At 41.6% G+C, this 20,464-nt stretch carries 10 protein-coding genes, 1 other RNA gene and 2 pseudogenes; 6 read left to right on the top strand and 7 right to left on the bottom strand.

What is annotated here, in order from left to right; translation table 11 throughout:
* Positions 1 to 109: 109 nt before the first annotated feature.
* From QUD05_RS34465 to QUD05_RS19475, 4 genes and pseudogenes are all read right to left on the bottom strand, one after another.
* Positions 110 to 5,530, bottom strand: a pseudogene (locus QUD05_RS34465) (trifunctional serine/threonine-protein kinase/ATP-binding protein/sensor histidine kinase).
* A gap of 627 nt (positions 5,531 to 6,157) precedes the next feature.
* Positions 6,158 to 6,341: non-coding RNA, 6S RNA (ssrS, locus tag QUD05_RS19465), on the bottom strand.
* A gap of 60 nt (positions 6,342 to 6,401) precedes the next feature.
* Positions 6,402 to 7,556, bottom strand: a complete 1,155-nt coding sequence (locus QUD05_RS19470) for a 5-(carboxyamino)imidazole ribonucleotide synthase (protein WP_289800016.1) — start codon at positions 7,554 to 7,556, stop codon at positions 6,402 to 6,404.
* Positions 7,553 to 8,044: a pentapeptide repeat-containing protein gene (locus tag QUD05_RS19475; protein ID WP_069070047.1), complete on the bottom strand. Its 492-nt coding sequence runs from the start codon at positions 8,042 to 8,044 to the stop codon at positions 7,553 to 7,555. The genes QUD05_RS19470 and QUD05_RS19475 overlap by 4 nt, the downstream gene beginning before the upstream one ends.
* A 753-nt stretch (positions 8,045 to 8,797) precedes the next feature.
* On the opposite strand from QUD05_RS19475, the gene QUD05_RS19480 reads away from it, so the two are divergent.
* Positions 8,798 to 9,121, top strand: a complete 324-nt coding sequence (locus QUD05_RS19480) for a slr1957 family protein (RefSeq protein WP_176726984.1) — start codon at positions 8,798 to 8,800, stop codon at positions 9,119 to 9,121.
* 765 nt (positions 9,122 to 9,886) lie between these two features.
* Here the strand turns inward: QUD05_RS19480 and QUD05_RS19485 are convergent.
* The gene (locus QUD05_RS19485) at positions 9,887 to 10,366 is read right to left on the bottom strand and encodes a protein tyrosine phosphatase family protein (RefSeq protein ID WP_289800017.1); all 480 of its coding nucleotides are present in this window, start codon (positions 10,364 to 10,366) and stop codon (positions 9,887 to 9,889) included.
* Positions 10,367 to 10,791: 425 nt separating this feature from the next.
* On the opposite strand from QUD05_RS19485, the gene QUD05_RS19490 reads away from it, so the two are divergent.
* Positions 10,792 to 11,289, top strand: coding sequence for a GNAT family N-acetyltransferase (locus tag QUD05_RS19490; RefSeq protein WP_289797509.1), 498 nt, complete (start codon positions 10,792 to 10,794; stop codon positions 11,287 to 11,289).
* A gap of 119 nt (positions 11,290 to 11,408) precedes the next feature.
* Positions 11,409 to 12,017, top strand: coding sequence for a TetR/AcrR family transcriptional regulator (locus QUD05_RS19495; protein ID WP_289797510.1), 609 nt, complete (start codon positions 11,409 to 11,411; stop codon positions 12,015 to 12,017).
* Between the two features lie 240 nt (positions 12,018 to 12,257).
* Here the strand turns inward: QUD05_RS19495 and xylB are convergent, their stop codons facing one another.
* Positions 12,258 to 13,745 (bottom strand): xylulokinase, encoded by a 1,488-nt coding sequence (gene xylB / locus QUD05_RS19500; protein ID WP_289797511.1) that lies wholly within the window; start codon positions 13,743 to 13,745, stop codon positions 12,258 to 12,260.
* A gap of 508 nt (positions 13,746 to 14,253) precedes the next feature.
* Positions 14,254 to 14,502 (bottom strand): annotated as a pseudogene (locus QUD05_RS19505) (IS701 family transposase); the annotation flags it as partial.
* Between the two features lie 167 nt (positions 14,503 to 14,669).
* Between QUD05_RS19505 and QUD05_RS19510 the strand changes: the two are divergent.
* The 3 genes from QUD05_RS19510 (at position 14,670) to QUD05_RS19520 (ending at position 20,290) form a co-directional block, all read left to right on the top strand.
* Positions 14,670 to 15,710, top strand: coding sequence for a CHAT domain-containing protein (locus tag QUD05_RS19510; RefSeq protein ID WP_289797512.1), 1,041 nt, complete (start codon positions 14,670 to 14,672; stop codon positions 15,708 to 15,710).
* Between the two features lie 18 nt (positions 15,711 to 15,728).
* A complete protein-coding gene (locus tag QUD05_RS19515) occupies positions 15,729 to 19,457 on the top strand; it encodes a WD40 repeat domain-containing protein (protein WP_289797513.1) in 3,729 nt (1,242 codons plus the stop codon).
* Positions 19,458 to 19,843: 386 nt separating this feature from the next.
* Positions 19,844 to 20,290: a hypothetical protein gene (locus QUD05_RS19520; protein WP_289797514.1), complete on the top strand. Its 447-nt coding sequence runs from the start codon at positions 19,844 to 19,846 to the stop codon at positions 20,288 to 20,290.
* Positions 20,291 to 20,464: the final 174 nt, after the last annotated feature.

Genomic DNA, 20,464 nt, shown 5'->3' on the forward strand with positions numbered 1-20,464 from the left:
ATGTAATTTAGAATCAAATTATACAGATTTGAAGAATTATGCGATCGCTGTTCTCTGCACTACCGAAAAATTAGAAGTCTTATGCATTGAGAGAAAAATCGCAAATTAGTTAAAACACTGGAATCTCAATGACAAATTCTGTTCCTTCGCCAAGGACAGAATTGCAACTCAAGCTTCCATCATGGGTTTCTTCAACAATTTGACGAGCGATCGCTAATCCTAATCCTGTTCCTTTCCCAACTTCTTTGGTTGTAAATAGGTGGTCAAATATCCGCGTTCTAACCTCCTCTGACATCCCCTGACCGTTATCTTTGATCCGAATTGCTACCATGTTTTGCTCACTGGATACTTCGGTTTTAATTAGTATTTGGTGATGATTGTCTTGCGCTTGGGCAAAAGAAAGCCCTTCACAGGAAGTATCTAAGGCATCAATGGCATTAGCAAGGATGTTCATAAAAACTTGATTTAGCTGTCCTAAAAAGCACTTAACTGGTGGCAATTTTCCGTATTCAGTGATAACTTCAATTGCTGGACGTTTTTCGTTAGCTTTGAGGCGATACTTCAAAATTAACAGCGTACTCTCAATCCCTTCATGGAGGTTACAAGCAACTTTTTCGGTTGTATCGGCTCTGGAGAAGGTGCGGAGACTGATACTAATATCTTTGATCCTTTCTGAAGCCACCTTCATTGAGCCTACTAGTTTTGGTAAGTCTTCAGTCAAGAATTCTAGGTCAATTTCTTCGCCATGCTCAATGACTGCGATCGCCGGATTGGGATGATGTTGTTGGTAGGATTGGATATGAGCAAGTAAGTCTTGGATATAATCTTCGGCATTGTTGAGGCTGCCTTTGAGAAATCCAATGGGATTATTAATTTCATGTGCCACCCCAGCAACCAAATTACCCAAGGTTGCCATTTTTTCATTTTGCACCATTTGTAATTGGGTATGCTCAAGTTCTTGTAGCGATCGCTCTAACTCTTGGGCATAATTTTGAGATTCTTGATAAAGACGGGCATTTTCTAGAGAGATAGCAGCTTGAGTGCATAGCAGTTGGATTACTTCGGTGCGATCGCTTGTAAATGCACCAATTGTCAGGGGATTTTCGAGATATAGCAGCCCGATGAGTTTACCTTGATTTAACATCGGCGTACACAACACACTCTTAGGTTGTTGCTGTATGAAATATGAGTCGGCGATAAAATCAGTTTGTGCGGTTGCATCATCCAGCACAACAGTTTTTAAGCTGCGTTTGACATAGTTTAGCAGTGTAATGGGAATGCCTTCGCTGGTTGACAATGGTGCAGATACCAGACTGACTCCTTCGTTGATGGTGGCTACAGCTTCAACCACTAAGTTGTTTTTTTGGAGTACAAGTAATGCAGCTTTTTGTGCCCCAGCATTTTCCATCACCACTTGCAAAAGGGTAGTGAGTAATTGCTCTAATTGAATTTCACTGGAAAGAACTTGTGCGGCTTTAAAGATGGTGGCAAAATCGAGGGCTTCCGAGATACTGCTGCTAGAAAGATTTGTGTGGATGGTTTGATGTGGAAATGATGATGCATCAACGGTTGAACTCAGTTGCAAGCGATGATGCTGCCCTTGTAAGATGGGAGCCAGGAGTCGAGGATAGCGTTTTTCTAAGTCTTCAGTTTTGGCTTTAGCGCCCCAACGAGCGTAGCAGTAATAAGCTTCTTGCATATAAACTTGGGCGATTTTTTCTTTGCCCCAGTCGAGATAGAACTTGGCAGCTAGTTCATTGCTCAAGGCTTCTTCTTGGATATATTCGTTTTCTTTCGCTAGAGTTATGGCGCGATCATACAATTCTATTGCTGCTATTTTTTCGCCCAAAACTCGATGGCGTTCTGCTTCCACCAAATCAAATTTGTGCTGGAAATTCATCGGTGCAAGTTTGGCTCGAAACTGCAATTTTTCTTGATTTTCGCCAACCTTCAAAAGTAATTGCTCCTGTTGAGATGGTTCAGCCGTTGGATAGATAGCCAACCGAGATAAAGAATCGTAATAGTAGAAAACGGTCACAGATAACATTCCTGCGCCACCATTGAGGTATTGCTCTCCCTGATTTCCACTCTCAACTGCCGCCGAAAAATTCTCAAACAAATAACTGAGTGTTAACTTACTTAAGAAAAATATATGGAGTGTTAATTCATCCTTTTCTTGGAGAAGCGCAGATAAGAGTTCTTCTTGACAATCTTCACCAATCAGGGAGTCTGGATAGTCGCTATATTCAGTGAGATTTTTAATGGTTTGAGAAACGATATTAGACCAATTTAATAAGCGTTGATTTTGGGCATAATTAGACTCGTAAGCTTTGATATCTGCTAAAATAATTTCCAAAACTTCTGTGCCACTTAAATAGACATAGAATAACTTAAAAATCATCGATGCCAGCACATGAAAAAAATCGCCTGTCTCTAATCCAAAAGTATGGGATTCCTGTAATAACCTAATTGAGGTGCGAATATGTTGTTTATTAAATTGATTCAATGCACCCACCTTAAATAGAGTCATGCTTTGAACAGATTTTGCTTGAAGTCTATCCACAAGCATTAAACCTAGCTGGCCAAATTCGTAGCCTGATTCGAGTTGGTTACAAATATTAAGTACAATTCCAAAATCTGCATATCCTGGTGCAGAAAGTGGTGCATTGCCGTATTTAAGAGATAAATTCACCTCTTCGCAAGCAATAATTGGGAACAGATAAGGGGCCGTTTGGTGGATGGCGGGAGCAATGCTAGCCATAATCCGTAAAGCAACCAAAGCTTTGGTATCATTCATCAATGGCAAATCAACTAAGCCCTCAATACTTCTGCCAGCCAAGGTAGAGAGCGTGTTGACTACAGATTGCTGAATGTCTGGAGGTGTTACTGATTCAGGTAATGTTACCCCAAGTTGAGCGAGAAGTTCACGCCCAATTGCGATCGCTTTGAATGATTGATTCCGCACCTGATAAGCTTGGAGTTGCACTTCATAAACTTTCACTCTATCCAGTAAGGTGGTTGTTTTTTCAATCACGACCTGAACAAGAGATTCCATCTGGTCAAACTCGTTATTGAGAAAAGCAGCTTCGGCAGCTTCTTGGTATAAACTTCGAGTCAATTCATAGGCGATTTCCCAACTATTAATCGGTAGCAATTGCATTCCAGAATAGAAGTAATGAATTGCTGCACCATAAGCGGTAGCTTCTTTCGCTTTTCGACCTAGGCATTCAGATTTAACTGAGCTAATTGTTGACGTTCAGCTCGGTTGGGTAATTAGCAGTATTCCTCGATTTAACTGACTGACAAGCTCAAAAATTCGCTCCTCTTGCTGAGACTCAGAGGTATTTTGCAAGAGTAATTGACCAATTTTAAGATGGGTAAATTGTTTCTCTGCATCTGGAATTAGAGAGTAAGCCGCTTGCTGCACGCGATCGTGTAAAAATTTATAGATAGGGACTTGAAAATTAGAATTTAATGGGTTTGAGTCAGAGTTATTATAACCATCTTGAAAAAATTTATAAACTTCACTAGTAGGTAAAACTAACCCTTCTTGTAAAGCTTTCCATAAAGATGCTGCCGTTTCGGTTTCCGATTGTTCAGAAACAATTGCTAAGGTTCGCAAATCAAACTGGTTGCCAATACACGCAGCTAATTTCAACACATTTTGTGTTGCGGCTGGCAACTTCTGCAACTGTAGCGCTACGAACTCTACCACATCATCCGTAAGGGCAAGTGCCTTCACAGCAGCAATATCACATTGCCAGTAACCTTGAGCAAAATTAAAAGTAATCAGTCCATCTTCATATAATACTTTGAGAAAGTGCGTTGCAAAAAATGGATTTCCTTGAGTTTTTTGATAGACGAGTTGCGTTAGAGGTTGGGCAGTTTTACTCGAACAACTCAAGGTATCAACTACCAATTTATTTAAACTAGCTTTACTTAACGGGGCTAAAGTAATGCTGTGAATCGTCGCATTGGCTTTGCGAATCTCCGCTAAAGTCAACATCAACTGATGCGCGGTAGATACTTCATTATCTCGATAAGCCCCAATTAAAAGTAAAGCTCCACTTCCTAACTCGCTCATCAACAACTGCATTAATTTCAGTGAAGCAGAATCAGCCCACTGCAAATCATCGAGAAAAATTACTAATGGATGTTCTTTTGTGGTAAATACCTGAATGAAGTTTTGAAAGAGTAAATTGAAGCGATTCTGGGCTGCACTTGGTGAAAGTTCCGTTGCAGGTGGTTGTTGACCAATAATTTGTTCTAATTCGGGAATTACCTCAAGAATAACTTGCCCCTCATCCCCCAGCACTTGTAAAATTTTATTTTTCCAAGTTGACAATTGGACATCACTTTCACTTAGTAATTGCCCCATTAAGTCTCGAAACGCCAGCACAAAAGCGGAGAAGGGAATATTCCGATTAAATTGGTCAAATTTGCCTTTGATGAAGTAGCCCCGTTGCCGGACAATAGGTTTGTGAACCTCGTTAACTAAAGCAGTTTTACCAATACCAGAAAAACCAGCCACCAGCATTAATTCTGTTTGGTTGTTGGTAACGCGGTCAAATGCTTTTAGCAGAGTTTCAACTTCATGCTCACGCCCATAGAGTTTTTCTGGAATAATAAAGCGATCGCACACATCCCGTTGAGCAATTGGGAAACTGACAATTTTCCCTGTCTCTTTGAGTTGATGTAAACAATTTTCTAAATCATATTTCAGCCCAAATGCGCTCTGATAGCGGTCTTCGGCATTTTTCGCCATCAATTTGCTAACAATAGATGAGAGTACAGGCGCAATTTGTGGATTAATCTCATGTACTAAAGGCGGAAGTTTGGCAATATGACAATGTATCAATTCCATCGATTCGTGCGATTGAAATGGTAATTGCCCTGTTAGTAATTCGTAAAAAGTTACACCCAGAGAATAAAAATCAGTCCGGTAATCAATCCCCCGATTCATTCGTCCAGTTTGCTCTGGAGACAAATAGCCAAGCGTCCCTTCAAGTACATTAGGACTCATGAGGCTTTGAGTTTCTCGTGGCAAAAGAGATGCAATACTAAAATCTATTAACTTAACTTCTTTAGTTTCTGGATTAATTAAAATATTGGCAGGTTTAATATCTTTGTGAATGATCCGATGACGAATTAGAATATCTAATGTATTACACAGTGCGATCGCAATTTGTAAAAACTCCATCAGAGATTCTACCCTTCCCCCCACTCCCCATTCCCTACTCCCTACTCCCCATTCTTTAAGAGAAATTCCCCCAAAGTCTTCCATCACTAACGCATAGCCATTCTGATAGGGTTCCAGACTGTAGGTTTGGATGATTCCAGGTAGATTCAAATTTTTGGCGATGGTGAACTGATTGCGAAACTGTACCAATTCGCTGAAGCTGGGATAAACAGTTTTCATCAGCTTAATCACCACAGATTTTTGGTCAGTTTCTCGATTAGCGCGATAAACCAAGGTTCGAGAACCGTTGTAGAGTTCTTTGCTAACGTGATATCCGGGAATGCTGACCATAGGGCTTAATTCTTGAAACCTCAGTATTTAGGTTTCCCAAAAATATGGCAATCTTTACTGTGAGATCGCTTATTTTAAACTGATTTAATTGAAGAAGAATACAGAATTCAGAATTCAGAATTCAGAATAAATCAGTGGCGGGTCTGAATCCCCCACTGAATTGCTGCACTACCAAATTTTCAATTTGGTAGGGGCTTTAAACTCAGTTATTCAGACGCGACTCGAAAATACTTGCTCTAAGAGGGTGTTTGAAAAGTCTCCTCGTCGGTATCAAAACGTTTTCGATCCCCCTAAATCCACGCCACTTGCTCATGGGGGAAACCCCCAAGACCGCAGTGGCTCCCCTTAAAAAGGGGGACTTTAAGGATTTTCCNCCCCTCTTTTTAAGGGGGGTTAGGGGGGATCAACCAGTGCTTAAAATCACAGCTAACCACTTTTCAAACATCCTCTAAGCGTACTCCTATGGAGAAGCAAGCTACGCGTTAGCGTCTCTGAAAGAGAAGGCTTTACGCTGGGCTATCCGCTTTTTCGGTCAGAATTCATTCTGAGTTCTGACTCCTGACTCCTGAATTCTGTTCCATTATTAAAGCTCCCAAATTCTAACTGATTTTGGGAGCAAATAATTTTAAGTTCACCGCGACGCCGTTTTACCTAAGTTTATGACCTGGGTTTATCCAGGTGGGAACCTAAATTCCTCGTTTAAAGTTTCCGGGTACATGCCCGGTATACTGCCACGAGAACAGTTGATTCCCTTGTCATTAAAGGCATAGATCAAAAAACTTGATGGCAGTCACCAACGTCGTAGTGCAACTCACTCATTATAGCTTTTCAAAAGATGTTGTGTGTTCAACATCGAAAGTTTCTGCTCAATTTACCTGGGATACCAGATAGATTCTATGGTGTGGGCGATGGCACTTGGCGATTCTCGATTTTGATCGCCCAGCAAAACGGTGACATGACCTAACTTTCGCCCAGGACGTGATTCTGTTTTCCCATACCAGTGAACGTGCGCCTGGGGAATCTCCGCTATTTGTTGGCGTTGGCTTTGGTAGTCGCTGTGAGAATTTTCATACCCCAACAGGTTGACCATTACAGCACCAGCGCACTGTAAAGCTGGATTCCCTAAAGGTAAACCACAAACCGCTCTCAGGTGTTGTTCAAACTGAGAAGTTTCGCAAGCGTCAAGAGAAAAATGCCCAGAATTGTGGGTACGGGGCGCAATTTCGTTTACCAGAATTTTGCCATCAGCACTGAGAAATAGCTCAATTCCAAAAATTCCTACTACTTCTAGGCTATTTAATAGAGTATGTGCGATCGCTTGAATTTCTGCTACTTGATTGGGTGTAATCTCGGCTGGCGCAATCACCCGCCGACATACTTGTTGTTCTTGTTGGGTTTCCACTACTGGATAAGTGACAATTTCTCCCTCTACAGAACGAGCTGCAATTATTGCTAGTTCTCTTTCAAAGGGGACAAATTCTTCTAACAAAAAAAGTGAGTGATTGAAAGTTTTTGTTGTGCTTTCATCACTTAACTTTTGTTCTAAAGTAGCAAAATCCTGAATTATGAAAGTACCTTGACCATCATAACCATGACGGCGGGATTTCAAAACTACTGGAAAACCTAGATATTCTATTTTTGATTGGAGATTTTCTACCTCTTCAAGGGCGAAAAATTGAGGAACTGGTAAGCCCAAATCCCGTAAATAGCAACGCTGATGATATTTATCTAAAAGAGGAGCTAAAGCTTCTAATCTCGGACGGAAACAAACACCTTGCTGTCCTAAAATAGATAAAGCTTGCAGATTAACAAATTCGTTTTCAAAGGTGATAACATCGCATTTTTGAGCTAATATTTCCGTAGCACTTGCATCATCAACTGGCGCGAAAATAGTTTCCTGAGCGATTGACACGGCCGGGTCGTGAACGCTTGGAGTTTGTACTACTAATTCTACTCCTAGCTTCTGTGCTGCATCTGCCATCATCCAGGCTAGTTGTCCGCCACCAATTACACCAACACGTTTCATTGACATCCTAGAGAATCACGAGTTTGCACGCCTGTTTTGGAATTCACACCACTGGCTTTTTCGCACAGTTCTTTGATTTGTGCCCTATCCAAAATTGCATCTGTAAAATCTGCACCGTCTATATTTACATCATTAAAGATGGCGCGGAGCAAAAGAGCTTCTTTGAAAACTGCATCGCTCAAATCTGCCTTAGTCAAGTTTACCTGATCGACCATTGCATTCGTTAAATCCGCTCCGTGGAGATTTGCTTTTGTCATCACCGAAGCGCTCATGACTGCTCCTCGTAAGTCAGCGTTTGAAAAGTTAGCCAGTTCCATATTGGCGTTAGAAAACTCCGCTGCTTGCAAGCTTTCACCAGAAAAATCGCGTCTTGACAACTCTGCATTGCTAAATGAAAGGGGATGAGTCCAGTCTACTGCCAATGCGGGATCAGCCACGCACCAGATAATAATTCCGAGAAGGAACGCCAACCCTTGGCGCCAAAACATATCGAGAGCTAATTTGGTGTCTAATCGCTGCATTTTATTACCGCATTTGAATATTAGTAAGACTGGATCATCCTAATTGAGACTCGCAGCCTGACTACTGGACTTGGAGAACGTGTATTTCCGTTGCTTAATATTTTGTAACGCAAAAAGAGCATCAGCTTCTCACCTTGAGCAAAATTATCCCTGCTACTTGAGGTAGAGAGCGGCAATCTGCGATCGCACTAAAATTAAATATCACGACAATAGATTGCAATGACTAAGTATAAGTTACCTGTCACATCAAGCAAGTTTTAGCAAAACATAGACCCAGAGCATAATCTATCGCTTTTGATGCAGATAAAATTTGAGATTCCTAACTCTAAAGGAATAGTTTCGCTGGATAAAGCAATCCTTATGACTAGCTATGTCTACAACTTGTTGATTTGTTCACAATTCTTCATTCTTAGATTTGAATTTCAGGATATAAAGAGTTTTATTGAGCAGTAATACTCACCAACTTATTTACGTTTCTTGACTTTCAATTTCTCAAGTAAAGTTTATTGTCTTTTAAATTCAACAGACCCGATCAACTGTTAGTCTTTTAATTAATGAAAGCAAGGTTTGAGCGTAATCATAAGCGTCTCAATTGCTTAACAAAGCTTAAAAGTTGGATAATTAGCGTTAATTTTATAGCGATTAATTAGTTCTTCAGGAATCTCCAAGAGTTTACATTCACCAAGTACACAACTTCCACAAACCAAACTCCGAAACCCGATGATGAATCATTACTCACTTCAATGGATTGAGGCATGGTGCCAAGAAAATGGCTGGACAGATTTATTTGTCGAACGACGTAACAACTTCTGGGCTTTCCCTCCGGGTGGGGTAATGCCAGAACCAATCCCAGTTCATGTTCTTAGATTGATTAAAGCCGAAAAAGGACTGACTATTGAAGAACGACTGTGGTCGATGTCAGCAGTAATTGGCACAATCCTAGCTATTCTTTTTACCTTTTGGTTTCAGTCGCCGATGCCATTAGTTTTAGCTTTCGCTTTGAACGCCGTTACGGTGGCTCAATTTGAACTTGAAGATGCCTAAATTCTTATTNTTTGGCTTTGCGATTAAAGACTGCTCTTGTCTAATTTTAGTAAGAGCAGTTTTTAATTTTNNNGAAGAAAGAATTCAGGAGTCAGGCGTCAGGAGTCAGAATNNNATTCTGTACGACTCGCTACCGCTGCAAATCAATAAGCTATCCGCAGCGGGAACGTAGAGAGCATCTTAATTCTGAATCCTTCTTCAATTATTTGTATATAGCTAGGACTTACGCACTGTACAACTTAATCATGGTATGCATATACGAAAATGGGTCATTTCAGCCTTTTATTAATCGTTCTTCGATGGTCATCTGTAGGGGTTTCATTGGTGTCAACTTAACGCAAAAACTATGTCCCGCAAGAAACTTCAGTTCCAAGAATCATAGCGAAAGTCATCTGAAGATGACTAGATATCCCCAAAAATATTCAGTCTACTTCAGTAGACTTTAACTATGAGCCAGAGAATTTATTCTCTGGCGGGTTATGAAGCCCGCAGCGAAGCTATTTCTAGCTGAAGTTGACACCAATGAGCAATGTGCTTTACCCCTACGACAGACGTGCTTTTTCAAAGAATCCATATTTGGTATTTTCTGTCAATGCGTAAGTCCTAATAGCAATCCTAAATGAGTTGTGAAAATGCGCGATGTCCAGATACCCGACTTCTCGAAGAAGTCGGGTATCTAATTTTTCACGAATGATTTAGGATTGCCATAGCAGCCTTCTAGTCTATTCGGACATAACAATTAGAAATAACTAACATCCTCTAAGATCAGCTAGCAGGTACAGCTATTTTACTGTGTTTGCTAACGTAGTTCACAAATAATTGCTTTAATCGGGGACTAACGCCAGCATGTTCAAAGAATCCAAAGCCGAGATTTCTTGCTTTTGCTAAGGTTTCTTCTGGCGTTAATCCTTCCTGGATAGCGATACTCAACAACGCAATTCCAGTCGATCGCATCCCGGCGGCACAATGCACAACTGCTGGTTTCGGGATTTGTTCGAGTGTTGTGAGGATTTTGGTAATCACCTCTTCATTCAAATTTTTGAGATCCACCTTGAGTGGAACATTTTGATAATACAGCCCCAATGCTTCCGCTATTTTTTGCTCATCCTGAGAAAATCCTAGTTCATCAGGCGATCGCAAATTGAGAACAGACTTAAAACCCTCTTGAATAGCTTGCTCAAGCTGTTTTGGTATGACTTGTCCTGTTGTTGTCAAGTTTTCGTTAATTTGTATGGCGTTGATCACATTCACTCCTTCTAACTTTCTAGATGTCTTCCAGCTTGCTAAATACTCTAAGAGAACAAGCTTTGAGAAGATATTCAAAATAAACACAACAAAATTAGCCAAATATCACAATATATTGCTTGATTACTTCAAAATTTGTCTTTTGAAGTTGGTTATTTTATTGCTTTATCCATAATATACGGTTTATCGATAGTATTAGTGGTGATTAGAGCTTATTATACTTTTCATCGATAAAATTACCGTAGATTATATTTCAGGAGTTATACTATTGGGCAAGTTGGGGGAGCAATTGGATCGAGATTTTCGCGAACAAGTGTATAAATAGAACAATTCTTCTTTTTAAACTGGGCAAATAGTCCAAGACTAAAATTTTCATTCATACTGCTTTCCCCCTGCCCCCTGCCTCCAACCCCAGCCCTGAACCTATGAGCGCTAACGAAATATCCCTTCGACCTGCCCAAGAAACAGATGCGTGGGTGCTGAGTGCAATTCATATTGCTGCTATTAAAGCTCTACCTGCAACTTTCTACACCCAAAAAGAACTTTTAGCTTGGCGCAATTACCGCGATAAACCTGATGGTTCAAATATCTTGAAGAGTATGAAAACAGAATCTTTTTGGGTTGCGATCGAGGGTGATGTTGTTATCGGTTTTGCTAGTTTCATTGTTGATGAACTAATCGGGCTGTATGTGCATCCTAAATATCAAGGTAAAGGGATTGGCCGTGCTTTAGTTCAACATTTTTGTGACGAAGCAACTGAGCAAGGCATAGATAAGGTAATTACAACTGCTAGCCTTTATGCTGAAGGGTTTTATTTACGACTAGGATTTACTGCCATCCAAAAAGCACCTCATTATTTAAGAAGTGGGATATTTGTTCCAGTTACTAAAATGAGTAAAACATTAGCTACCACACCAAAATAAATTTGAGAAGTTAAATATTTTCAATAACTTTAAAAATGTTGGCATAAACACTATTTTCACCAAATTACGACCACTTTTTCTACATAATCTATGATGAAAGTAAGTACTTGCCAGCATAAATGCATAAAACCATCCGTTCCTCAACTCTCACCCGTACACGTTTGATAGAAGCCGCCTTGCAGGTATTTGCCAGTTTAGGTGTTCAAGGAGCAACTACCCGTGAAATAGCTCGTGTTGCTGGTGTGAATGAGGTGACTTTATTTCGCCACTTTGCTAGCAAAGAACAACTTCTGGGAGCGGTAATGAAAAATGCCTTAGCACTCCAGACAGAAGCTCTTGCACACCCCGAAGCGTGGACACAGGATCTAAAAATTGATTTAAAACAGTATGCCCATCTTTACAATACTATGCTAGAGACACAGGAGGACTTAATTCGTACCTTCATTGGAGAAGCCAAACGTCATCCAGAGGCAGCCAAACAAGTGATTCAAGAAGCTGCCAAGCCCTTAGCGGAAAAACTAGTGGCTTACCTGCAATCGAGTCAGAAGCGAGGCACTGTCCGAGCAGACCTCGATCCATTTCCGGCTGTCGATATGTTTACAGGAATGCTGTTAGCTGGAATGTTATGCCGCAGTGCAAAATTCAATTCCAGCAACTATAGCTGTGAGGACTATATCGAAACCTGTGTAGATATTTTTGTGCGTGGTATCAGTACTACTCCCCTTTAAGGTTGATACAAATAGGCAGGAAGGGAGTAGGGAGCAGGGAGAAAGGGGAAAGAGTTAGAGACAAATTATTGTTTCTGAATTCTTCTTTAAGTTCAACCGATATAAATACCAGCTTATTTATTTATATACATAAAGATAAAAGTAGAGCGATCGCCACTAACTAAAAGCGCTTGTTGTTTTGCCAACACTTGTTTGCGTAAATCTTCGGTAATTCACTCTCACTTTAAGATAATTTAATTATCAACGCACAGCTTTCAAGGTATCGAAAAGTAACTTATAGCGCTTAAAACCTGCTTCATACAAAGGATTTGGCTGTGGCTGTACGACATTACTAGCCTGCGGTAAAATGTTGAGTGCAGCTTCTAAATTGGGATAAACACCAATCCCCACCATTGCCAAAATAGCAGCTCCATAAGCAGCTCCTTCTTCAGCTTTGGGAGCAATAAGTTTAGTTTGCAGAACATCTGCCAAAATTTGTAACCAGATGTGAGAGCGTGCGCCTCCACCCGTTGCTAAAAGTTGATCGAGGGGAGCGATCGCACTAATTACCTCCAATGCTTCTCGCAAGCTAAATGCAACCCCTTCCAGCACTGCACGAGTTATATCTGCTTGCGTATGAGCTAATAATAAATTCACGAAAGCACCACGAGTATCTGGATCGAGGTGGGGACTGCGCTCTCCTGCAAGGTGGGGTAGAAATAGAACACCACGCGCCCCAGGCTGCGATCGCTCTGCCATATCCATCAACTCGGTGTAGGATATATGCGGTGCAAATGTATCTCGATACCAACGCAGAGAACCACCTGCCGCTAGCGTCACTCCCAGCAGATGATAGCCACCATCCACATGGCAGAACAAATGTACCCGACCTTCTGGATCGGGAATTGGGCGATGTCTACGACGGGCTACGCCTACGCACGGTGCAAAGATCACTCCTGATGTACCGATACTCAAACTACCCCGGCTCAGGTTGCTTGATGAGATGCCCAAACCAATGGCTGCTGCGGCATTGTCACCTCCACCTGCGACTACGGGTAATCCCACAGGTAATCCCACACGGGCAGCTATCTCTGATTTTAACCGTCCAGCGATCGCGGTAGATTCGATGACTAGGGGAAACAACGCTGGTTTTATATTGAGAGCATGGAGAATATTTGTATCCCATTGCCGATTCGCCAGATTCAGACAGCCGATACCAGAGGCATCAGATGGTTCTGTCACTGGCTCACCCGTTAGCACATATCCCAGATAATCCTTTGGTAAAAGAATTTGCCACAGCCGAGCATAGGCTTGTGGTTCTTCAGCCCGCAACCATAGAAGCTTCGGCAGTTGAAACCCCGTAATTGCTGGGTTTCCAGTGCGCTGGATCAACTCCTGACGGGGAATAGCGGCTTCTATCTCAGCAACAGCTTTACCTGTGCGCTGGTCATTCCACAAAATTGCTGGTCTGATTGCTTTGCCTTCTGCATCGAGAGGAACCATCCCATGCATTTGTCCAGACAAACCGAGTGCGATCGGTCGATGTTCATCTAGCTGTTGAGTAACATCTAAAAGAGCATCCAAACTTGCTTCAATCCAATCCGATGAGTTCTGTTCCGTCCAACCGGGTTGTGGAGTTAACAAGGGATAGCTTCTGGTTGACTGAGCGATAATTTGTCCTTGCAGATTAACTGCGATCGCTCGTACTCCTCCTGTACCCAAGTCTAAGCCAACTACGATGTCGCTCAATTGCTCCTCCAAATTCTTAATCGTGATATATTCCTACACTGAACTGCAAGCATTACTGAGTAGGCTTATCAGCGGCTCTGGTTATTGCTTGATATCATGTCCGCTTGATTACTTACTAAACCCCAAGAACCCCACCCCGCCAAAGCTGCGCTTTGTCTCCCCTCCCGAAGAGCGGGGAGGGGCTGGGGGTGGGGTGCAATGACTGTGGAAATCATAACTAATTATGCGGACATGATATGAGACGTTAAATTTTCTCCAACATCTGCCAATATGGCAAGACTTAATAAGTTTTATTATATTTACTTTATTAAGAGGATATCAGAGAAGTATCAAATATTTCTTCATCCCCCCTAATCTCCCTTAAAAAAGGGGGGAATAAGAGTCTTAAAGTCCCCTTTTTAAGGGGGATTTAGGGAGAGATATAAGGGTTAGATGTATACAAAAAAACTTTTCAGACATCCTCTAAGATTAGGACTTACAAATTGACAAAAAATAGTACCCATGTATACTAAACAGAACAAGTCTTAGTGAGATTGTTCACAATATACTCGCGCACCACTAAAAATTCATACTAATTGAAAATTGTATTTTCAGAACACATTTTCTCTCAACGAACAAATGCTTGAAGTGAACAAAATATGTGTGTTTTAATTGCATGGCTATCTCTAACCATGAATCGACAAATACCACATACTTGTTTTATCGCTCTGTGAAAACTTTCAATTCTCCAATGAGTATCAGGAATTGTCACAAATTTTCCGATACCTGCTTTTGACGACACTCATTTTTAACTGCATTATCTTAGCAATCTGTCAATGCGTAAGTCTTAAAAAACAGCTTTCCGGAATTCTTAATTTTAGCTTTGGAGTAACATTTATCCCTTTCCAATCTGGCAGGGTTTAATACATTCATCAAGGGTGGGAGATGGTTAAGGAACAAGCTACTCAGCCACAAAAAATTTTGATTCTGGCAGCAATTCCCCACGGTTTGCGCTTGGATAAAGAAATGAGAGAAGTTGAAGAATGTATCCGACGTGCTGTAAGACGAGATATATTTGATGTTGATATTAGAACTGCTGTTAGACCCCAGGATATTCGCAGGGCGATCGCAGAAGAAAAACCCACAATCGTGCATTTCTGCGGACACGGTTTAGAAGATGGAAGTTTGTTGTTAGAAGATAACGGGGGACAGAACAAAGTTGTGCCACCAGAAGGGCTGGCATCTCTTTTTGAGTTACACGCAGATTATGTAAACTGTGTGCTACTAAATGCTTGCCACTCTGTCAAATCTGCTGAGGCAATTAGTAAATATATTAATTATGCCATTGGCATGAACCAGGAGATTCAGGATCAATCTGCAATCCAGTTTGCTCAAGGTTTTTATGATGGATTGGGTTACGCAACTTCAAAAATTCAAGATGTATTTCCAAGAGCATTTCAGGAAGGTTTAGTGGCGATTAAACTAGAAAGCCTTTCCCAAGCCGAGATTCCAGTTATTAAAACCAGAATAAATATAGATAAACCACATAAACCAATGGATATTTCTTTACTAGTGAGATTTTTAACGCCCTGTCTGCCATTTCTACTGAATGTGGGCAATAAGGCAGTGGAAGGAGCATCCCAGAAGCTTGGTGAGGATGTTTGGCGAAAAGCGACTGTTGTTTGGAGTAAGTTGCAACCAAAGGTAGAAGGTAAAGCAGCGGCTTTGGAAGCAGCTAAGGATGTAGCAAATGATCCAGAAGATGAAGATTTACAAACTGCATTGCGGGTACAACTGAAGAAAATTTTAGAAGGGGAACCCACACTGGCAGCAGAAATTGCTCAAATTCTATCAGAAAAATCCATTACAGGGACTGATGGTGATAATATCCAGCAAGATGTCAGTGGTACTGGCAACCAAGTGATTGGAAAAATGGACGGTAATGCCAAAGCAATTGGTAGAGTACACGGCAACGTAAATATGTAATGAAGGTAGTTATGACTTATGTCAACTGAGCCAACACCTCAACAGAAACAGCCTTCAAGTGAAATTCAACAGAATGTAGGAGGTCAGAAAAACCAAGCTATTGGAGACATGAGTGGCGGTACTGCACTTGGTACAGTTAAAGGCAACGTATCAATAATATATAACTATTATTACCGTGAAGATGCCCAGGTAGTATCTGTTGAATCTACTACTGATGCTGCTGATGATAATCTCTCCTGCCCTTATCGCGGTTTGTTTCACTTTAGTCCCAATGATGCGGAGTTTTTCTTTGGACGTGAGGTATGTACAGGAGAACTTTTCGCAGCAACTCAAAGCTGCAATTTTATACCAGTTTTGGGTGCTTCTGGAAGCGGCAAATCTTCGATAGTTCTGGCGGGACTGGTGCCCAAACTTCAAAATGAAGGTCACTGGCTATTTACTCACTTCCGTCCCGATTCAGATCCTTTCCATGCCCTGGCTTTGGCGCTAGTTCCACTTTATACTCAAGATTTGAATGCTACTGAACGGATAGCTCAAGCTCGTCAGTTAGCAAAATACTTGCAGAATAGGGATGTGCTTCTAGCTGATGTATTTGGCCAGATTCACCAAAATCATCCCACGCATCAGGTCTTGCTAATTGCCGATCAATTTGAAGAAATTTACACTCTATGTACGGATCAGATAATTCGCCGTAGTTTCCTGGATACTTTATTAGCTAGCTTTCCATCTTGCCCTTCTCAATCACACTACAAGCATATACTTGTTGCAACAATGCGGGCAGATTTCTTGGGAAATGCGCTACTGTATCCCCCTTTTGGAGATTTATTAAAAACTGATATCAAGCTTATTAGGTCAATGAATTATGAAGAACTTGAGCAAGTAATTGTTAAGCCTAGTGAAAAGTTGGGAGTCACTTTTCAAGAGGGATTGGTAAAACGCATTTTGGATGATGTCGAGTCAGAACCCGGTAATTTACCTCTGTTGGAGTTTGCATTAACCCAATTGTGGAAACGGCGAAAGGGAAAACAGTTAACTCATGTAGCTTATGAAGACATTGGTGAGGTAAAAGGTGCGCTAGCTCGTCATGCTAATGAAAAATATGGTAATTTGACACCTCATGAGAAGAAAAAAGTACGGCGAATCTTCATCCAATTGGTGCGTCCGGGGGAAGGAACAGAAGATACGCGGCGATTGGCGACGAAAGCCGAATTGGGTGAAGCAAGCTGGGGATTGGTGAAACAATTGGCAGATGCGCGATTAGTAGTTACTAGTCGTAATCCTGAAGATCAAGAAACAGTGGAGGTTGTCCATGAAGCGCTGATTCGCAATTGGAGTCAATTACGAGAATGGATGGACACAGACCGTAGTTTTCGCGCTTGGCAAGATTGGGTGCGGATAGCAATCAATCAATGGAAACAGACGCAGCAAGATGAAGGGGCATTGCTACGCGGTGCAGCATTGGTGGAGGCGGAAGAAAAGCTGAAACAACGCCAAGAGTATCTGTGCCAAGAGGAGCAAGAATTTATCCAAGCTAGTGTAGCACTGCGCGATCGCGAACAAAAGGAGCAAGAACGCAGAAGGCAACTGACTATTTCAGGGTTGGTTGTTGGTTTGGGAGTGGCTTTGTTTTTAGCAGGGCTAGCGAGTATAGCCTGGAGGAATGCTGCAATCAGTGAAATTAATTCCTTAGCTCAAAGTTCCGATGGGTTTTTGAATTTAGACGAACCGAAAGCTGTTAAATCAAGTGTCAAAGCTGCTGTAAAAATGCAACATCAATTATGGGGAGTAGATGCGAATACCCGCACTCAGGTAGAACTGGCGTTATTAAATACAGTTCACAATGTTGTCGCACCCAATACCTTGGGAGGACACGCAAACTCGGTTAATGGGGTAAGCTTCAGCCCCGATGGTAGGATGCTGGCTTCTGCAAGTAATGACAAGACGGTGAAACTGTGGGATACCTCCACCAGAAAAGAAATTAGAACTCTAACTGGGCATAAAGAAGCGGTTAATGGAGTAAGCTTCAGCCCCAATGGCAAGATGCTGGCTTCTGCAAGTGCTGACAACACAGTGAAATTGTGGGATATCTCCACTGGTCAAGAAATTAAAACTCTAACTGGGCATAGAGAAGCGGTTAATGGGGTAAGCTTCAGCCCCAATGGCAAGATGCTGGCTTCTGCAAGTTCTGACAACACAGTAAAAATGTGGGATACTTCCACCAGAAAAGAAATTAAAACCCTCACTGGGCACAGAGAAGCAGTTTACAGGCTCAGCTTCAGCCCCGATGGCAGGATGCTGGCTTCTGCAAGCCTTGACAAGACGGTAAAACTGTGGGATACCTCCACCAGAAAAGAAATTAAAACCCTCACTGGGCATACAAACTCGGTTTGGGGGGTAAGCTTCAGCCCCAATGGCAAGATGCTGGCTTCTGCAAGTGCTGACAACACAGTAAAACTGTGGGATACCTCCACCAGAAAAGAAATTAAAACTCTAACTGGGCATAAAGATGCAGTTGGGTGGGTAGGCTTCAGCCCCGATGCCAGGATGCTGGCTTCTGTAAGCCTTGACAATACCGTAAAACTGTGGAATACCTCCACCAGAAAAGAAATTAAAACTCTAACTGGGCATAAAGATGCGGTTAATGGAGTAAGCTTCAGCCCCAATGGCAAGATGCTGGCTTCTGCAAGTAATGACAAGACAGTGAAATTGTGGGATGCCTCCACTGGTCAAGAAATTAAAACTCTAACTGTGCATAAAGAAGCGGTTAATGGAGTAAGCTTCAGCCCCAATGGCAAGATGCTGGCTTCTGCAAGTAATGACAAGACAGTGAAATTGTGGGATGCCTCCACTGGTCAAGAAATTAAAACTCTAACTGTGCATAAAGAAGCGGTTAATGGAGTAAGCTTCAGCCCCAATGGCAAGATGCTAGCTTCTGCAAGTGATGACAAGACAGTAAAACTGTGGGATACCTCCACTGGTCAAGAAATTAAAACTCTAACTGGGCATACAAATTGGGTTTGGGAGGTAAGCTTCAGCCCCGATGGCAAAACGCTGGCTTCTGCAAGTGCTGACAACACAGTAAAACTGTGGGATACCTCCACCAGAAAAGAAATTAAAACTCTAACTGGGCATACAAATTGGGTTTGGGGGGTAAGCTTCAGCCGCGATGGCAAAATACTGGCTTCTGCAAGTTCTGACAACACAGTAAAACTGTGGGATACCTCCACCAGAAAAGAAATTAAAACTCTAACTGGGCATACAAATTGGGTTTGGGGGGTAAGCTTCAGCCGCGATGGCAAAATACTGGCTTCTGCAAGTTCTGACAACACAGTAAAACTGTGGGATACCTCCACCAGAAAAGAAATTAAAACTCTAACTGGACATACAGAAAAGGTTTATAGGGTAAGCTTCAGACCCGATGGTAAGCTAGCTTCTGCAAGTGCTGACAAGACGGTGAAACTGTGGGATACCTCCACTGATCAAGAAATTAAAACCCTCACTGGGCATACACACTGGGTTTTAGGAGTCAGTTTCAGTCCCAATGGCAAGATGCTGGCTTCTGCTAGTCGTGACAAGACAGTGAAACTGTGGAGATGGGATTTTGATTATTTACTCAAGGAAGGGTGCAATTTTATGGACGAGTATTTTAAAACTAATCCCGTTAATAATGAAAGCGATAAGCATCTGTGCGATGGTGTAGGTATTCCTGCAAGCGTCAACATACAAACAGAACTCAACGCCTTGTAAAATTGACAATGTCCTTGAAGATAACCAGGAGGAGCTAAATAAGCCACAACCAGATCAAAACGAGATGGGTAAGTCATTAGACCGAACTTTTGACCATGCAAAGAAAGCTAAAGGCTTTGCTTCTATGAGCGCAAAACTTCAACCACATATCACTAAGATTACTGCTTGGCTAGGTAATAATTGGCAATTGAACTTTGGACAAAGCTTTCTTCTTTAGATTTTTTTTCTAACTAAACTCTTATTGATCAGTGTAAATTCAGAAGAGAACTACTGTGAATTAATACCAAATACGAAAAATAATGCTAGACATCGTTTTGTTTGTTCTTACTTCCCCACCTGCCGATCAACCCATCTTCCCATCGAGTAACCAGGTGACATCAGTGGCTATGTCTAATATTGATGGATTTACATCCAATAATTTATTGCAGCAAATGTATGGAACACAGTTTATAGATGAGGATGTAGATTTGAAATTAAGTGATGAGGAGTTAGAATTAATAGCTAACCAGCAGCTAGCGAAATGTGACCACGATAAAGACAAGGCCTGCTCCAAAGATTCAGATGTTATCGTAGGTGGCAATCAAATAATATCTCTTGATACTGTTCTGCAATATGAGAACGACCACCCAGGACTAATTAGACTCATCAATGAGCGATTTAAAAACGCTGATATCCCTATTACACAAAGAGCCTCTGAAGTACTATCGAATAATCTTAGACACGAAGCTCCCAGAGTGACAAAACGTGTACATCGGGGTTTTAAAGTTAAATTGACTGAGCCTTATGATGGTCAGCTTTGCTTTTTTGATGAATCGTGCCCCATCGAATTTTAATTTGTTTGCAATAGACATCTCCGAAAAAGAATATAAAAGCCTTGTGCAGTCAGGGTTAATATCTCATTTTGGAGAGGTCTAATAATATCTTTGTCATGGTCATACTGGTCGGTTTGCTTTTGTGACAGTTGGGGGTGCGGAAGGTGGGTTAAAAAAGAAGAAGTTTTAAAAAAG

The sequence above is a fragment of the Nostoc sp. GT001 genome (genome assembly GCF_030382115.1).
Classification (GTDB): domain Bacteria; phylum Cyanobacteriota; class Cyanobacteriia; order Cyanobacteriales; family Nostocaceae; genus Nostoc.